Annotated in this window: 19 protein-coding genes and 2 pseudogenes; 12 read left to right on the top strand and 9 right to left on the bottom strand. The window is 72.2% G+C overall.

The window, feature by feature from the left end:
* Window positions 1-4 precede the first annotated feature (4 nt).
* A complete protein-coding gene (locus ABZ823_RS18565) occupies window positions 5-538 on the bottom strand; it encodes a gamma carbonic anhydrase family protein (protein WP_361660936.1) in 534 nt (177 codons plus the stop codon).
* A gap of 105 nt (window positions 539-643) precedes the next feature.
* Between ABZ823_RS18565 and ABZ823_RS18570 the strand changes: the two genes are divergently transcribed.
* Window positions 644-1408, top strand: a complete 765-nt coding sequence (locus tag ABZ823_RS18570) for an acyltransferase (RefSeq protein WP_361660939.1) — start codon at window positions 644-646, stop codon at window positions 1406-1408.
* Between the two features lie 2 nt (window positions 1409-1410).
* Here ABZ823_RS18570 and ABZ823_RS18575 read toward each other — a convergent pair whose 3' ends face one another.
* A complete protein-coding gene (locus ABZ823_RS18575) occupies window positions 1411-2268 on the bottom strand; it encodes an EamA family transporter (protein WP_361660942.1) in 858 nt (285 codons plus the stop codon).
* Between the two features lie 93 nt (window positions 2269-2361).
* On the opposite strand from ABZ823_RS18575, the gene ABZ823_RS18580 reads away from it, so the two are divergent.
* Entirely contained in the window at window positions 2362-2934 is a 573-nt protein-coding gene (locus ABZ823_RS18580; protein WP_361660945.1) for an XRE family transcriptional regulator, read from the top strand.
* Window positions 2935-2974: 40 nt separating this feature from the next.
* Window positions 2975-3529: a YbaK/EbsC family protein gene (locus tag ABZ823_RS18585; protein ID WP_361660948.1), complete on the top strand. Its 555-nt coding sequence runs from the start codon at window positions 2975-2977 to the stop codon at window positions 3527-3529.
* Window positions 3530-3558: 29 nt separating this feature from the next.
* Here the strand turns inward: ABZ823_RS18585 and ABZ823_RS18590 are convergent, their stop codons facing one another.
* Entirely contained in the window at window positions 3559-4740 is a 1182-nt protein-coding gene (locus tag ABZ823_RS18590; protein WP_361660951.1) for a cation diffusion facilitator family transporter, read from the bottom strand.
* A gap of 62 nt (window positions 4741-4802) precedes the next feature.
* Here ABZ823_RS18590 and ABZ823_RS18595 point away from each other — a divergent pair, with 62 nt between their 5' ends.
* Window positions 4803-5192, top strand: coding sequence for a metalloregulator ArsR/SmtB family transcription factor (locus ABZ823_RS18595; RefSeq protein ID WP_361660954.1), 390 nt, complete (start codon window positions 4803-4805; stop codon window positions 5190-5192).
* Window positions 5193-5337: 145 nt separating this feature from the next.
* Here ABZ823_RS18595 and ABZ823_RS18600 read toward each other — a convergent pair.
* From ABZ823_RS18600 to ABZ823_RS18615, 4 genes and pseudogenes are all read right to left on the bottom strand, one after another.
* Window positions 5338-5553, bottom strand: a pseudogene (locus ABZ823_RS18600) (polyphosphate kinase 2); the annotation flags it as partial.
* Window positions 5554-5617: 64 nt separating this feature from the next.
* A pseudogene (locus ABZ823_RS18605) lies at window positions 5618-5851 on the bottom strand (hypothetical protein).
* A gap of 19 nt (window positions 5852-5870) precedes the next feature.
* Entirely contained in the window at window positions 5871-7025 is a 1155-nt protein-coding gene (locus tag ABZ823_RS18610; RefSeq protein WP_361660956.1) for an inorganic phosphate transporter, read from the bottom strand.
* Window positions 7026-7275: 250 nt separating this feature from the next.
* On the bottom strand, window positions 7276-7833 hold the full coding sequence (locus ABZ823_RS18615; protein WP_361660959.1) for an NADPH-dependent FMN reductase: 558 nt from the start codon (window positions 7831-7833) through the stop codon (window positions 7276-7278).
* A 150-nt stretch (window positions 7834-7983) separates the two neighbouring features.
* Here ABZ823_RS18615 and ABZ823_RS18620 point away from each other — a divergent pair, with 150 nt between their 5' ends.
* The 6 genes from ABZ823_RS18620 (at window position 7984) to ABZ823_RS18645 (ending at window position 12666) form a co-directional block, all read left to right on the top strand.
* Window positions 7984-8652: a TetR/AcrR family transcriptional regulator gene (locus ABZ823_RS18620; RefSeq protein ID WP_361660962.1), complete on the top strand. Its 669-nt coding sequence runs from the start codon at window positions 7984-7986 to the stop codon at window positions 8650-8652.
* A gap of 49 nt (window positions 8653-8701) precedes the next feature.
* The gene (locus ABZ823_RS18625) at window positions 8702-9253 is read left to right on the top strand and encodes a DinB family protein (RefSeq protein ID WP_361660965.1); all 552 of its coding nucleotides are present in this window, start codon (window positions 8702-8704) and stop codon (window positions 9251-9253) included.
* 192 nt (window positions 9254-9445) lie between these two features.
* A complete protein-coding gene (locus ABZ823_RS18630) occupies window positions 9446-10456 on the top strand; it encodes a cation diffusion facilitator family transporter (RefSeq protein ID WP_361660968.1) in 1011 nt (336 codons plus the stop codon).
* An 83-nt stretch (window positions 10457-10539) separates the two neighbouring features.
* Window positions 10540-10995 carry a MarR family transcriptional regulator gene (locus tag ABZ823_RS18635; RefSeq protein WP_361660971.1) on the top strand — a complete coding sequence of 152 codons (456 nt, stop codon included), beginning with the start codon at window positions 10540-10542 and terminating at the stop codon, window positions 10993-10995.
* Complete coding sequence (locus ABZ823_RS18640; protein WP_361660975.1) at window positions 10992-11846, top strand: ATP-binding cassette domain-containing protein; 855 nt, start codon at window positions 10992-10994, stop codon at window positions 11844-11846. The genes ABZ823_RS18635 and ABZ823_RS18640 overlap by 4 nt, the downstream gene beginning before the upstream one ends.
* The gene (locus ABZ823_RS18645) at window positions 11806-12666 is read left to right on the top strand and encodes an ABC transporter permease (RefSeq protein ID WP_361660978.1); all 861 of its coding nucleotides are present in this window, start codon (window positions 11806-11808) and stop codon (window positions 12664-12666) included. The genes ABZ823_RS18640 and ABZ823_RS18645 overlap by 41 nt, the downstream gene beginning before the upstream one ends.
* A gap of 49 nt (window positions 12667-12715) precedes the next feature.
* Here ABZ823_RS18645 and ABZ823_RS18650 read toward each other — a convergent pair whose 3' ends face one another.
* Window positions 12716-12877: a hypothetical protein gene (locus ABZ823_RS18650; RefSeq protein WP_361660981.1), complete on the bottom strand. Its 162-nt coding sequence runs from the start codon at window positions 12875-12877 to the stop codon at window positions 12716-12718.
* 454 nt (window positions 12878-13331) lie between these two features.
* Complete coding sequence (locus ABZ823_RS18655; RefSeq protein WP_361660984.1) at window positions 13332-13739, bottom strand: CoA-binding protein; 408 nt, start codon at window positions 13737-13739, stop codon at window positions 13332-13334.
* Between the two features lie 165 nt (window positions 13740-13904).
* Here ABZ823_RS18655 and ABZ823_RS18660 point away from each other — a divergent pair, with 165 nt between their 5' ends.
* Window positions 13905-14588 (top strand): hypothetical protein, encoded by a 684-nt coding sequence (locus ABZ823_RS18660; RefSeq protein ID WP_361660987.1) that lies wholly within the window; start codon window positions 13905-13907, stop codon window positions 14586-14588.
* Complete coding sequence (locus ABZ823_RS18665; protein ID WP_361660990.1) at window positions 14585-15127, top strand: histidine phosphatase family protein; 543 nt, start codon at window positions 14585-14587, stop codon at window positions 15125-15127. Before ABZ823_RS18660 ends, ABZ823_RS18665 begins: the two co-directional genes overlap by 4 nt.
* Window positions 15128-15320 lie beyond the last annotated feature (193 nt).

The following is a 15320-nucleotide window of genomic DNA, read 5'->3' on the forward strand; positions in this document are numbered from 1 at the left end:
CGGCTCAGTCCTGCCGGTGCGCGTCGCGGTGGGCCTTCGCCAGCTCCGCGTACATCGTGCCGTTCAGAGTGATGCCCTCGCGCTCCTCGGCGGTCAGCTCCCGCTTCACCTTGGCGGGCACACCGGCCACGAGGGAGCCCGGGGGCACCCGCATGCCCTGCGGCACCAGGGCCTGGGCCGCCACCAGGGAACCCGCGCCGATCACCGCTCCGTTGAGGACCGTGGCGCCCATACCGATCAGGCAGTCGTCCTCGACGGTCGCGCCGTGCACCACCGCGTTGTGCCCGATGGAGACCCGCTCGCCGACGGAGACCGGGAAGCCCGGGTCGGCGTGCAGGGTGCAGTTGTCCTGGACGTTGCTGCGCGCGCCGACGGTGATCCGCTCGACGTCGCCCCGCAGCACCGCGCCGTACCAGACGCTCGCGCCCGCGTGCAGCGCGACGCCGCCGATCACCACGGACGTGGGGGACACGAAGGCCTCCCCGTCCACCTCCGGCTCCCTGCCGCCGATGCCCGCGATCAGCGCCTTGTGCGTCATTGCCGTCTCCTCGTGGTCGTCCACGGGCACCGTACGCCATCCGTGGGGCGAAGATCACAGCGGTACGGGCTCATGAGCGCACCCGCCGCTGAGTACCGTGAGCGGGTGCCCAGGAGCAAGAACACGTTCTCGTCATGGCGCCGCGCCTTGGCGCAGCGCGCCGTCCACGCGGGCTGGGCCTGGGCCCAGCGCGCGGGCTCCGTGACCGCGGAGCACCCCGGGCGCTTCCGCTTCGGTGCGATGGGAACGGGTACCAGGCTGGCGTTCCCGCTGGGCACCGTCTTCGGCGAGCCGTGGATCCACGTCGGCGCCCACTGCATCATCGGCGAGCAGGTCACCCTCACGGCCGGGCTGATGCCCGACCTCGACCTCGGGCCGGAGCCGATCCTGCGCATCGGTGACGGTGTCGTTCTCGGCCGCGGCAGCCATGTCATCGCCGACACCTCGGTCACGATCGGGAGCGACTGCTACTTCGGTCCGTACGTCTATGTGACCTCCACCAACCATTCGTACGACGACCCGCACGAGCCCATCGGCAAGCAGTGGCCACGGATGGACCCGGTGGAGATCGGCCCGGGGTGCTGGGTCGGGACCGGCGCGGTGATCCTGCCGGGCGCACGGATCGGGCGGAACGTGGTGGTGGCGGCCGGCGCGGTGGTGCGCGGGTACGTGCCGGACCATGCCGTGGTGGCCGGGGCTCCGGCCCGGGTCGTGCGGCGCTGGACGCCCGACGACGGCTGGCAGCCGCCGCTCAGGACACCGGCCCCGGTGCCGATACCGGACGGTGTCACGCCGGAGCAGCTGGCGGCGCTGTCCGAGCTCGACGAGGAGGACATCGCCCGGCTCGCGGAGCTGGACGCCGAGTCCTGACGTCAACCGGTGGCCAGCAGGAGCGTGCCGAGCAGAGCGAGGCCCGCTCCCGCCGCCTGCACCGCGCGCAGCCGCTCGCTGAGGAAGCCGCGCGCGGCGAGCGCCGTGACCACCGGGTAGAGCGAGGCGAGGACGGCCGCCACCGTGACCGGGCCGTGCTGGGCGGCGACCGCGTAGGTGCCGTTGGCGGCGACGTCGGCGAGACCGACGAAGGCGAGCGCGGGCAGGGAACCCCAGGGGAAGCCGTCCAGTGGAAGGGCCGGGGCGCCGCGCCGCACCGCCGCGGACAGGGCGGCGCCGCCCCCGAGGACGTTGGTGACGCGCTGTACGAAGAGGGCCAGGAACAGTCCGTTGACCGTGGTCGAAGCTTCCGCGACCAGCGCGAACACGGTGCCGAACCCCAGGGCCGCTACGAGGGTGAGCAGGATCGCCTGCCGTTGCACCGGCGCTCCCCGCAGTTGGGGGCCGCCCGCGAGCACCACCCCGGCGACGGCGACGGCGATCCCGGCGCCCTGAAGCAGTCCGGGGCGCTCGCCGAGCACGAGCGCCACGCCGACGGGAACCGCCACGCTCAGGGTGGCGAGCGGGGAGACGACGCCCATGGGCCCCAGGGCGAGTGCCTTGTAGAAGGAGAGCAGGGCGATCGGGCCGATCAGGCCCGCGGCGAACGCGAACCACAGCCGTGGCCCCGCCTCGCTCCAAGCGCCCGTGACCACCACGACGGCGCCCAGCACGGACGCGGCCACGCTCTGCGAGACGACCACCACGGTCAGGGCGGGCAGCCGCCGGGTCAGCAGCCCGCCGCCGAAGTCGGCCAGCCCCCACAGCAGACTGGTGGCCAGGGCGAAGAGTGCTGTCACGGGTGGCCTCGCAGTACAGTTCGGTGAACAACCAGGTGCACCACACCATAGTTCAGTTTTTTTAACCCTGTCATACAGAATATTGGACGCAAAGTGTCGGACCTCGACCTGCTGACCCAGTCCCTGGCGCGCAACGTGAAGCGCTGGCGCGCGGAACGCGGCTTCACCCTGGACGCCCTCGCCGCCCGCGCCGGAGTGAGCCGCGGCATGCTCATCCAGATCGAGCAGGCGCGGACCAACCCCAGCATCGGGACGATCGTCAAGATCGGCGACGCGCTCGGCGTCAGCGTCACCACGCTGCTCGACTACGAGCAGGGCCCCAGGGTCCGCATCGTCACGGCCGAGCAGGCCGTCCGCCTCTGGCACACCGACACCGGCAGCTACAACCGCCTCCTCGCGGGCACCGAGGCCCCCGGCCCGCTGGAGATGTGGGACTGGCGGCTGATGCCGGGGGACCGCAGCCCCTCCGACCCGCATCCGGCCGGCACGGTCGAACTCGTCCATGTCACTGCAGGCCGGCTGACGCTCACCGTGGACGGCGTGGAGTACGACGTCCCCACCGGTGCCAGCGCCTCCTTCGAGGCCAGCACCCCGCACACGTACGCCAACGACGGCGATGTGCCGATGGATATGGTGATGGCGGTATCGGTACCGCCCGTCCGCTGAGACACCGGGGCGGCCGTGGCGGGGCTGTTAGCGTGCCGTCATGCGCGCACCCATCGGAGCCTTCGACCAGGCCGCTCCCGCCCCTGACTGCCTCGGTGAACTGATCCGCCCGGTGGCCGACGCCGTACGCCACTGGAGCGGCAGCGTGCCCGCCGACCAGATCGTCTACGTCGACACGGAGCCCCAGTGGGCCGATACGGCGGTCTTCCTGGAGCACTACGGCGAGGAACTGCTCGACCGGTCCGCCAACTGCGTCGTGGTCACGGGCAAGCGGGGCGGCGAGACCACGCTGGCCGCCTGCGTGGTCCTGTCCGCCACCCGGGTCGTCGTCAACGGTGTGGTCCGCCGCCGGCTCGGCGCCCGCAAGGCGTCGTTCGCGCCGATGGACGTGGCGACGGGGCAGACCGGTATGGAGTACGGCGGCATCACGCCGATCGGGCTGCCCGCCCAGTGGCCGGTGCTGGTCGACTCGGCGGTCGTCGACCTGCCGTACGTCCTGGTCGGCAGCGGCAGACGCCGGGGGAAACTGCTGGTGCCGGGCAAGGCGTTCGCGGAGCTGGCCAACGCCGTGGTCCTTGAGGGACTGGGCGTCTGAGGGGCCGGTCCCGGTCGGGCACCTCCCGGTCAGGGCCGGGCGGGGGAGTGGTGGGCCAGGGCCCGATGCGGATCCGCCCAGCCGGGTGCCGGCGCCGGGTCGGCGTGGACCAGTGCCGCGGTCAGCCGCGGAACCGCGTGCAGCAGGGCGTGCTCGGCCTCGACCGCGATGTCGTGCGCCCGGCGCACGCTCACCTCACCGTCCACCATGACCGCGACCTCCGCGCGCAACCGGTGGCCGATCCAGCGCAGCCGCAGCTCGCCGACCTCCTGCACGCCCGGAACCCGGCGCAGCGCCCGCTCGGCCCGGTCCACCAGCACCGGGTCGACGGCGTCCAGCAACCGCCGGAACACCTCACGGGCCGCGTCCCGGAGCACCAGCACGATCGCGGCCGTGATCGCCAGCCCCACGATCGGGTCGGCCAGGTGCCACCCGAGCGCCGCGCCGCCCGCGCCCACCAGGACCGCGAGTGAGGTGAATCCGTCCGTGCGCGCGTGCAGCCCGTCGGCGACCAGCGCCGCCGAGCCGATCGCGCGGCCCACCCGGATGCGGTGGCGGGCCACCCACTCGTTCCCCAGGAAACCGAGGACGGCCGCGGCGGCGACGGCGGGAACGTGCTGCATGGGGCGGGGGTCCATCAGCCGTTCCACGGCGCTCCAGGCGGCGATTGCGGCCGACGCCGCGATCGTCAGCACGATGGCGATCCCGGCGAGATCCTCGGCTCGGCCGTACCCGTAGGTGAAACGGCGCGTGGCCGCGCGCCGGCCGAGGACGAAGGCGATGCCGAGCGGCACGGCGGTCAGGGCGTCGGCGGCGTTGTGCACGGTGTCGCCGAACAGCGCGACCGACCCGGAGAACACGACCACGACGGCCTGGGCCAGCGCGGTCGCCCCGAGCACGGCCAGCGAGACCCACAGCGCCCGCATGCCTCGAGCGGAGGACTCCAGGGCGGAGTCCAGCTTGTCGCCGATCTCGTGGGAGTGGGGGGTGAGGAGGTGGCGGACGCGGGAGAGCGGACCGTGGGGGTGCGGGTGGGCGTGGGCGCGGCCCCGCCCGTGGGCGCGGGCTCGCTCGTGATCGCCCCCTTGCCCTTGCTCGTGCCGCTGGTGAAGGGCGTGCGGGTCATCGTGGCTGTGCCTGTCGCTGTGCGCCCGTGCCCCGACGTGGCCCGGTGCCCCGCCGTGCCCGTGTCCCTCGTGCTGCTGGCCCATAGGAAGATCCCTTCCCCGCGCGACAGTGGACGCGATCGCACCCACGGCGCCATTATGTGCGTATGAGCGCACGCATGCACCTATCACCTGCGCAGAGTACGCAGCCGCGCACCGGCGGCGCGGCCGGCGGGCACCCCCGCTCTCCCGGTGAGGAGCAGTTCGCGCTCGCCGCCGAGCTGCTCGCCCTGCTCGGGGACCGCACCCGCCTCGCCCTGCTGCATGCCCTGGCCGGGGGCGAGGCCGACGTCTCCACGCTCACTCAGTCGTGCGGCGCGGCCAGGCCCGCGGTCAGCCAGCATCTGGCACGGCTCAGGCTCGCGGGCCTGGTGGACACCCGCAAGGAGGGCCGCCGAGTGATCTACGCGCTGAGCGACGGCCATCTGCGCCGGGTCGTGGACGAGGCGCTCAGCCTTGCCGACCACCGGCTGACCGACCGCCCGGCGCACGGCTGAGGGTCCGTTCGGCGCAGAGGCCCGGTACGCAGTCGACGACGGTCCAGCACGCCATGCCGCCTTCCCTTCGGGCAGACGCCCTGGGCAAGGAGGCGCGAGGCCGTCGCCGCGACGTACCGCTGAGCCCAGCGCCCGCAAGGCCCGCTCAGGGGGCGCTGTCGTCCTCACCCGCCTCCAGGAGGTTGGCCGCCGCACCCACGATGCCGGGATCGGGCGTGCCGACGACCTCCGTGTCCTTGTCGGTGTAGTCGAAGCGGGCCAGGACGCTGCGCATCGCCTCGACGCGCGCCCGCTTCTTGTCGTTGCTCTTGACCACGGTCCGCGGCGCGTAGTCGGTGTCCGTGGCGCGGAACATGGCGACCGGTGTAGTCGACCCGCAGGCCGTCGGTCACCAGAGGTGTCATCGTCATCCGTCTCCGCCTGCCTCAGTGGAACTGCGGCACGATCAGGTAGATCCCGTATCGACCACGGCCGCGCAGGCCAGGAAGCAGAGCCCGGCCTGCGCGACGGCCAGGGCGTGGCCGCCGCCGTCCCTCTCGCGGGCGGACTCGGCCTGGGCGAACCCGAGCACGCCGAGCGCGAAGACGACGACCACGGCGACGGTGACGCCGATGCCGGACCGCGGTGACCTGGCCGAGGGCGGTCCAGTCAAGATGCATGGCTCGAACTCTCCCTGGCTCAGACGGCGCTGCCGACGCGCGCGGGCGCGGTGCCGCGGATGGTGACCTCGTGGGTTTCGTTCACGTTGTTCGCGTGGACCGGGTTGCGGCGCGAGGCGAGCACGATGAAGACGGCGACGGCGGCGGCGACCAGGGCGATGACCACGGTTCCGGCGTTCCCGCCGTGCTTCACGACACCCGCGGAGAGGCCGCCGACCAGCGCGGCTGCCGGCAGCGTGATCAGCCAGGCGATCACCATGCGGCCCGCGGTGCCCCAGCGCACCTCGGCGAGCCGCCGGCCGACGCCCGCGCCGAGGATGCCGCCCGAGCAGACCTGCGTGGTGGACAGCGCGAAGCCGAGGTGGGCGGAGGTGAGAATGACGGTGGTGGACGCGGCCTCGGCAGCGAAGCCCTGCGGCGACTGAATGTCCGTCAGGCCCTTGCCCATCGTTCGGATGATGCGCCAGCCGCCGAGGTAGGTGCCGAGGCCGATGGCCAGACCGGCCGACGCGATCACCCAGACGGGCGGGCCCGCGTCGTGGCCCAGCGCGCCGGCCGAGATCAGCGTCAGCGTGATCACGCCCATGGTCTTCTGCGCGTCGTTGGTGCCGTGGGCGAGGGAGACGAGCGAGGCGGAGGCGATCTGGCCGAGCCGGAAGCCCTTGGTCACCGACTCCTTGCGGGCTCGGGCGGTGATCCGGTACGCGAGATAGGTGGCCAGCAGCGCCGCCACACCGGCCACGACGGGCGAGGCGAACGCCGGGATCAGAACCTTCTCGAGAACCTTGTCGAAGTGCACGCCATGGCTGCCCGCACCGACCCACACGGCGCCGACCAGACCGCCGAACAGCGCGTGCGAGGAACTCGACGGCAGGCCGAGGAGCCAGGTCAGCAGGTTCCACAGGATCGCGCCCACCAGCCCGGCGAAGATCATGCCCGGGGTCACCAGGGTGTCGTCCACGATGCCGCCCGAGATGGTCTTGGCGACCTCGGTGGACAGGAAGGCGCCGACGATGTTGAGCACACCGCTGAGCAGGACTGCGGTTCTCGGCTTGAGGGCGCCCGTGGCGATGGAGGTGGCCATCGCGTTTGCGGTGTCATGGAATCCGTTCGTGAAGTCGAAGGCCAGCGCCGTGACGATGACGACGGCCACGAGGAACGTGATGTGGTCCATCCACCGATGAAAGCAACCGAAGACGTATTTCCGGGGAAGCGCGGGCAACGGCGAGGCGTGCGTCCTATGGGTGAACGATCGCCGAACGTACGTGCGTTGAGCACGTCCATGGAATCGGTGTGCGCCGCGTGCGCGCGGTGTCCCGGCCCCTCGCGAGCGGATATGACCGCGGCCGTGGGCCAGGGCCTCTCGGTCCCGGCCCACGGCCTGGTCACGCTTCGGGCCGGCGCTGGAGCCGGAGCCCGGAGGGTCAGACGCCGGCGGGCGCGGCCTGGGACAGCTGCTCGATGACCTTGGTCAGGCCCTCGACGACCTCGGAGTCGTCCGCGGGGTGGGTCTCGGCGAAGCGAGTGACGGAGCCGGGGATGGAGAGCTTGGCCTCCTCGACGACCGTGGCGCCGGCGATGCCCACGGCCTTGCGGGTCTCGTCCTGCGCCCAGACGCCGCCGTACTGGCCGAACGCGGTGCCGACGACGGCGACCGGCTTGCCGGTCAGGGCGCCGGCGCCGTACGGACGGGACAGCCAGTCGATCGCGTTCTTCAGTACGGCCGGGATGGTGCCGTTGTACTCGGGCGAGAAGAGCAGCAGCGCGTCGGCCTGGGCGGCGGCGGTGCGCAGCGCGGTCGCGGCCTCGGGAACGCTGCCCTCGACGTCGATGTCCTCGTTGTAGAAGGGCACCTGGCCCAGACCCTCGTGCAGCACGACCTCGACGCCCTCGGGGGCGTGCTTCACGGCCGCCTCGGCGAGCTGACGGTTGTGGGAACCGGCGCGAAGGCTGCCGACCAGGGCGAGAATGCGTACGGACATGGCGAAACTCCAGGATGAAGAGATCGATAACAAACGGACCGTCCGAGTCCGTTGAATGATGTACCACCATAACCGGACCCCGGTCCACTTCATGGCCTACCGTAACCGGACCGTGGTCCGTTTGTCTTCCTCGCGCGGTATTCTGAAGCCATGACCGAGCCGTTCGCGCCATTCCCCGCGCCCGAGGACGACCAGGGCGGCCCCACGGACCTCGCCCTGCGGCCGCCGGGCGAGACGCCCCAGCTGCGCGCGGACGCCGCACGCAACCGCACCCGGTTGCTGGAGGTCGCCGCCCGACTGGCCGCCGAGCGCGGCATCGCCAACGTCACCATGGAGGACATCGCCTGCGGGGCGGGCGTCGGCAAGGGCACCGTCTTCCGGCGCTTCGGCGACCGCACGGGCCTGCTCGTGGAGCTCCTCAGTCATTACGAACAGCAACTCCAGGCCGCCTTCGTCTCGGGACCGCCGCCGCTCGGCCCCGGTGCGCCCCCGCAGGAGCGGCTGTACGCCTTCGGCTCGGCCGTCATCCGCCACGAGCACACCCACCGGGACTTCTATCTGGAGGCCCACATCGAGCCCGGCCGCCGCCGGACGGGCCCCGCATACCGTTTCCGACTGGCCCACGTCTGCATGCTGCTGCGTGAGGCGCGGGTGGACGGCGACACCGAACTCGTGGCCCACCTGCTGCTCGGCTATCTGGAGACGGTGCTGGTCGACCATCTGCTCACCGCCCGAGGGATGTCGCTCGAGCGCGTGGAGGCCGGATGGCGCGATCTGATCGACCGCTACACGGGCCGATGCCCCCGATGTACGGGCTGAGATCCACTGTCCGGCACACGGGCGTTCCAAAGCGCACCATGATGGGCCCATGACCCCTGCGCGCAGAAGAGCCGACATGTTCGTCCCCGCCGAGCGCGACCCTCGCACCCTCGGCCCCGCCACCGGCGACGAACGCACCCTGCTGGTCGCTTTCCTCGCCGCCCAGCGCGTCACGCTGGAGCTCAAGTGCACGGACCTCGGCACGCGGCTCTCGCAGCGATCGGTGGCGCCGTCCACGCTCTCGCTGCTCGGACTGCTGCGGCACCTCGCCGATGTGGAACGCCGCTGGTTCCGCCGCGTCCTGGCCGCCGAGGACGCCCGGCCCCTGTTCTCCTCGCCGTCCGACCCAGACCGCGACTTCACCGGCGCCGTGCCCGACCCGGCGGTCGTGACCCGGGCCTGGGACGCCTGGCGTGCCGAGATCGCCTTCGCCGAGGCGTTCGTCGCCAAGGCGCCGCATCTCGACCTCGAAGGCCACGACGCCTGGCGTGGCACCGTGTCGCTGCGCTGGGTGCTTGTCCACATGATCGAGGAGTACGCCCGCCACAACGGTCACGCGGACCTGCTGCGGGAGCGGATCGACGGGGCCGTCGGGTTGTGACGTGGCGGCACGGCCGGGGCGACGGACCGCTTGGCCGCCGCGACCCGCAGCATCCCTGATCGGCTCGCGGTTTATGCAGGTCAGCGACGTATTATCGGACATGACAACGGTCACCGATGCAGCCTTTGCCTCGAGGTGCCGCCATGCGTTTCACTGCGGTGAGGCGCCCGATCGAGGGGGAAGGCGGAGCAGATGAGCGGCCACGGTCACGGGCACGGACCCGGGAGTCACGCGGGGCACTCCCACGGTGTGTCGGCGGGTGCCGACCGCCGCTGGCTGGGCGGCGCGCTCGCCGTGATCACCCTGTTCATGGCGGCCGAGGTGGTCGTCGGTGTCCTCGCCGGCTCCCTGGCCCTGCTCTCCGACGCGGCCCATATGCTCACCGACGCCGCCTCCATCGTGCTCGCGCTCATCGCGATGCGACTGGCCGCCCGCCCGGCCCGTGGCGGATACACCTACGGCCTCAAGCGCGCGGACATCCTCTCCGCCCAGGTCAACGGCCTCACGCTGCTGCTACTCGGGGCCTGGCTGGCGTACGAGGCCGTACGACGGCTCATCGACCCGCCGCAGGTCGCGGGCGGCCCGATGCTGGCCACCGCGCTCGCCGGAATCGTCGTGAACGTGGCCGCTGCCTGGTGCATCTCCAAGGCCAACCGCGCCTCCCTCAACGTGGAGGGCGCCTACCAGCACGTCCTGAACGACCTGTTCGCCTTCATCGGCACCGCGGTCGCCGCACTCGTGGTCCTCCTCACGGGTTTCGAGCGCGCCGACCCCATCGCCACCCTCCTGGTCGTCGCGCTGATGGTGAAGGCGGCCTACGGACTGCTGCGCGAGTCGGGTCGTATCTTCCTGGAGGCCGCTCCGGCCGACATCGATCCGGACGCGCTCGGCGACCGGCTGGTCGCCCGGCCGGACGTCGTCGAGGTGCACGATCTGCACGTCTGGCAGATCACCTCCGGCCAGGCCGCGCTGTCCGCGCACATCCTGGTGGAGCCGGGCGGCGACTGTCACGCCGTCCGCCGCGACCTGGAGGACGTGCTGCGCCAGAGCTACGGCATCACCCACACCACCCTCCAGGTCGACCACGCCCCCGAACGGGTCCTGCAAGTGGCGCTCCCCGGTGACCGCACCACGGCGGACGACCCCGGGCACTGCGACGCCCCGCACGGCCCGGTGCACCGTGAGGAGCCGCACCACCACTGACGGGGACGAGCGGCTGATGTGCCCCTACCCCCTTGACCTTCTCTTTCCCCCAATACCTCTGACACAGAGGTAATCTTGGGAGTGTGGGGTCCGAAAGCTTCGCCGACGACCTGGCCACCGCTCTGGTGGCGGTACAGCGGCTGATGAGACGGCGGCTGCGCATCGGGGCCGGGCCTCCGCGCCTGCGCGGTGCGGAGGTCGAACTGCTGCGCCTGGTGGTGGCCCGCCCGGGCATCGGGGTGTCGGACGCCGCCAAGGAGCTGTACCTGGCGGGAAACTCGGTGTCCACGCTGGTCAACCAGCTGGCGCGAGACGGCTATCTCGTCCGTGAGACGCACCCCGCCGACCGGCGGGCCGCGCGGCTGCTGCCCACCGAGGCGGCGGAGGCGCGGCTGCGCGACTGGCACGAGCGGCGCACCGCACTCGTACGCCGTCAGCTGGCCCGTCTCGACGAAGAGGACCGCGAGGCGCTTCAGGCGGCCCTGCCCGCCCTGCGCAAGCTGGCGGAGAACCTGCACGAGGAGGGCGAGGAGACATGACGAACAGCGCGACGGACGGCGAGGCCCCGACGATGGACGCCGTCAGCTGTACCGGACTCCGCTACTCCTTCGGGGAGACGACGGCGGTCGACGGGCTCGACCTCTCCGTCCGTGACGGCGAGGTGTTCGGACTACTGGGTCCGAACGGCGCGGGCAAGACCACCGCGATCCGTTGTATGACCACGCTCCTGCCGGTCCCGCCGGGGAGGGTCCGCGTCTTGGGCCACGACGCGGCCCGCGAGCGCATGGCCGTACGGCGGCTGCTCGGTTACGTGCCGCAGCAGCTTTCCGCCGACGCGGGGCTCACCGGCCGGGAGAACGTCGCCCTGTTCGCCCGGGTCTTCGACGTCTCCCGCCGCGAGCGGGCCCGGCGCGTCGAACAGGCCCTCGCCGCCGTGGATCTGACGGCCGCGGCCGACCGTCTGGCGAAGACGTACTCCGGCGGGATGGTGCGCCGGCTGGAACTCGCCCAGGCGCTGGTCAGCGCGCCCCGGCTGCTGATCCTCGACGAGCCGACCATCGGGCTGGACCCGATCGCCCGGACGAACGTGTGGGAGCACATCAACGCCGTCCGCGCCGCCACCGGCATGACCGTCCTCGTCACCACCCACTACATGGACGAGGCCGACCAGTACTGCGACCGGGTCGCCCTGATGCACCGTGGCCGCGTCCGTGCCCTCGGCACCCCCGCCGAGCTGAGGAACGGCCTTCGGGAACGGCTCGGCACCCAAGGCCCGCTGCCGACGCTGGAGGACGTCTTCCGTGACGTCGCAGGCAGCGGCCTCGACGACCAGTCAGGAGACTTCCGCCATGTCCGAAGCACCCGCCGCACCGCCTCTCGCGTCGGCTGACGGCGCCTCACGGCCGGACCTGGGCCTGCTGTTGGACCCGCCCCGGGCACGCGCCGGCTGGAGGGTACTGCCTGCCCGGGTCGCCGCGATGTGCGCGGTGGAGCTGCAGAAGCTGCGCCACGACCGCACCGAGCTGTACACGCGCGCGATCCAGCCGGCACTGTGGCTGCTGATCTTCGGGGAGACGTTCACCCGGATCAAGGCCATCCCCACCGGAGACATCCCGTACCTCGACTATCTGGCCCCCGGGATCATCGCCCAGTCCGCGATGTTCATCGCCATCTTCTACGGCATCATGATCATCTGGGAGCGGGACGCAGGCATCCTCACCAAGCTGCTGGTCACACCGACCCCCCGGACGGCGCTCATCACCGGCAAGGCGTTCGCCTCCGGGGTGAAGGCGCTGATCCAGGCGCTGGTGGTCGTCGTGATCGCGGCACTGCTCGGCGTCGCGATGACCTGGAACCCCTTGCGGCTGCTGGGCGTTGCGCTGGCCGTCGTCCTGGGCTCGGCCTTCTTCTCCTGTCTGTCCATGACCATCGCGGGCATCGTCCTGACCCGCGACCGGCTGATGGGCATCGGCCAGGCGATCACGATGCCGCTCTTCTTCGGCTCCAACGCCCTCTACCCGGTGGCCGTCATGCCCGGCTGGCTCCAGGCCGCCAGCAAGGTCAACCCCCTCAGCTACCAGGTCGACGCGCTGCGCGGCCTGCTGCTGGGCACACCCTCCCACCTGCTGCTCGACTTCGGCGTGCTGCTGGTGGCCGCGGCTGTGGGCGTCACGTCGGCCTCGTCGCTGCTGGGGCGGCTGGCCCGCTGAAACAAGGCCGGATCCCCGGCCACCGCCGCGGAGAGCGGCGGCGGTCCCGTCACCTCTTCTTCCAGAACGCCATCAGATCCGCCAGGGCTCTGATGATCTCGGGGCGTTCCGACGCCTCCGCCTGGCGCAGGCTGATGACGAGCGCCAGGAGGATCATGACGACGAAGAGGGCGACGGCGTAAAGGAAGAGCTGCGGAGCAACTCCGGCCACTTGCTCGAGTACGGCCCACATACTGCCTCCCGGACGGTTCCGGCCGCTGCCTCCGGGAGACTTCGCCGGCGCGAGGACTCCACGGGGGCAGGCGGACGACTGTCATCACGCAGCGCCCGCCGGCTGCGAAACTCGGCCGCGTGGCTGCCAGGAGGGAAGGCGGATGCAAACCGAGGAGCCTTCCGCTGCCTGGTCGGCAAGGTGTGGCGCCCGTACGTCGAGCGGCTCGACGCCACTACCGTGTTGTGCTGCTCCGCGAGTTCGGCGGGGACGGCGTCATCGAGTCCGGCGAGTTCGGCGCCTGGGGCGGCTCCGTCTCGTCGATGCTGGCGGTGGCGGGGGGCAGACTCCTCGTCGCCGCCTGACCAGTTACTTGTCGGTATCAACCGTATCCGCGAGGCCCGCTCGAACACGTGTGACCCGCGAGTCCGTTCACCCGATGGGGCTCGGCGGACTACCGCAGGGAGGGAATCTCGATGGCCGGGCAGCGGTCCATCACCATCTCCAGACCGGCCGCGCGGGTGCGTTCGTACGCGTCCTCGTCGATCACACCCAGCTGGAACCAGACGGCCTTGGCGCCGATCGCGGCGGCCTGGTCGGCCACCGGGCCCGCCAGGTCGCTGTTGACGAAGACGTCGACGACGTCGACCGGGAACGGGATCGCGTCCAGCGACGGGTAGCCCTGCTCGCCGTGGACCGTCTCCGCCTTGGGATGGACCGGCACGATCCGTTTGCCGAAGCGCTGGAGCACCGCGGCGACCCCGTAGGCGGCACGGCGCTCGTTCCCGGACAGGCCCACGATCGCCCAGGTGTCGCCCAGCTCGGTGAGGATCTTGCGGATCGTTGCTGAGTCGCCGTACACGGCCGGTCTCCTTCGACGTCACGCGACGCGGCAGGCCCGCGCCGTCTGCTGTGGGCCAACAGTGGGTGGCACAGCGGGATTCCCCGCGCCGGGGAGCCCGGCCCACGGGACCGGAACGAGCCCCACCTCCCTGCGCCGGCGCCGTCGTCCGCCTACGCTCGCCCCGTGCTCCGTATCATCGACGCCCGCAGTGGCGAGTCCACCGACATCCGACCCGGCCTGGTCCGCGTCCACGCCCATGTCACCGGGGCCGACACCTCGGCCCTGCGGGTGCTGCTGGTGGCCGACGTGCTGGCCCGGGCCCTGGAACTCGGCGGCACGCCCGTGGTCACGGTCGCCGCCCCGTCCGCCGCCCTCCGGGAACGAGCCGACGCCCTCGGCATCCGCCCCGCGGAGCCGGACGCGCCGGGCCTCGGCCGGGCCCTGCACGTCGTCGGGGCGAAACACACGGCACCCGACGGGGTGCGCATCGAGGTCGCCCCGGCCACCGGACCCGCCGACACCGCCGCCCCGCCGTCGGCCGTGCGTCTCGCCCTGCTCGCCCGCCCTCGCCGCCGGCCCGCGGCCCTCGACACGGCCGCCCTGACCGCGGCGCACGACACACTCGGACGCTGGCGCCGGGTCGTCGCCGGCTGGGCGACCCACCGCTCGCGGCCCATCCCGGAACAGGTGCGGCACGAGTTGCGCACCGCCTGGGAGGACGACCTCGACGTACCGGCCGTCCTTCGGGTGCTCGAGCGCGTGGAGGGCGACCACGAACTGCCGGAGGGCGCGCGCTTCGAGACGTACGCCTACGCCGACCGGCTGCTCGGCCTGGACCTCGCACGCGAGATCGGGACCCGGGCGTGATCCCCCGTGCCGGGTCCGGCCCGCTGCGCAGGCTCGTCGTCCTGCGGCACGCCAAGTCCGCCTGGCCCGAGGACGTCGCCGACCATGAACGGCCGCTCGCGCCGCGCGGCCTCAGGGACGCCCCGGCCGCGGGGCGGGCGCTCGTCGAGGCCGACTGCCTGCCCGACCTCGCGCTGTGCTCCACCGCCGTGCGCGCCCGCCAGACCTGGGAGCTGGCCTCGGCCCAGTGGAGCATCCCGCCGCCCGTTCGCTTCGAGGCGCGGCTGTACGCCGCCGACGTACCCGATCTGCTGGAGGCCGTGCACGAGGTGCCCGCAGGGGTTAGGACGCTGCTGCTGATCGGGCACAACCCGGGGCTCACGGATCTGGTGCTCGCCCTCGCCGGGCAGGGGCTCGACGACACGCTGGAGCGCGTCGGCACCAAGTTCCCCACCGCGGCGATCGCGGTCCTCGCCTCCCACGGCGGCACCTGGGAGGCTCTCGCCCCCGGCACGGCGCTCCTGACGGAGGTGATCGTGCCGAGGGGAAGGAAGAGGTAGCGGCGGCGCCGCCCGGCCGCGACCGGCGGCACCAGGGTTTCGTTTGGATCAGCCCGGGTCCGCGACGCCCGGCACGGCACCTCTCCGCGTTGTCGCATCACCCGAGTACATCCAGTACGCGGGCGATGCTCCGCCTTGCGATGCTCCCCCAGCTACCGCTGGGAGGTGCCCCCTGCACCGGACGCCGCGAGCT

Source organism: Streptomyces sp. NPDC047079 (assembly GCF_040643755.1).
Lineage (GTDB): Bacteria > Actinomycetota > Actinomycetes > Streptomycetales > Streptomycetaceae > Streptomyces.

Coding starts and splice junctions, on each gene's coding strand:
- ABZ823_RS18585 (WP_361660948.1), top strand. CDS start 2,975: ATGCGCGCACCCATCGGAGCCTTCGACCAGGCCGCTCCCGCCCCTGAC.
- ABZ823_RS18630 (WP_361660968.1), top strand. CDS start 9,446: ATGAGCGGCCACGGTCACGGGCACGGACCCGGGAGTCACGCGGGGCAC.
- ABZ823_RS18595 (WP_361660954.1), top strand. CDS start 4,803: ATGAGCGCACGCATGCACCTATCACCTGCGCAGAGTACGCAGCCGCGC.
- ABZ823_RS18640 (WP_361660975.1), top strand. CDS start 10,992: ATGACGAACAGCGCGACGGACGGCGAGGCCCCGACGATGGACGCCGTC.
- ABZ823_RS18625 (WP_361660965.1), top strand. CDS start 8,702: ATGACCCCTGCGCGCAGAAGAGCCGACATGTTCGTCCCCGCCGAGCGC.
- ABZ823_RS18610 (WP_361660956.1), bottom strand. CDS start 7,025: ATGGACCACATCACGTTCCTCGTGGCCGTCGTCATCGTCACGGCGCTG.
- ABZ823_RS18565 (WP_361660936.1), bottom strand. CDS start 538: ATGACGCACAAGGCGCTGATCGCGGGCATCGGCGGCAGGGAGCCGGAG.
- ABZ823_RS18620 (WP_361660962.1), top strand. CDS start 7,984: ATGACCGAGCCGTTCGCGCCATTCCCCGCGCCCGAGGACGACCAGGGC.
- ABZ823_RS18590 (WP_361660951.1), bottom strand. CDS start 4,740: ATGGGCCAGCAGCACGAGGGACACGGGCACGGCGGGGCACCGGGCCAC.
- ABZ823_RS18615 (WP_361660959.1), bottom strand. CDS start 7,833: ATGTCCGTACGCATTCTCGCCCTGGTCGGCAGCCTTCGCGCCGGTTCC.
- ABZ823_RS18645 (WP_361660978.1), top strand. CDS start 11,806: ATGTCCGAAGCACCCGCCGCACCGCCTCTCGCGTCGGCTGACGGCGCC.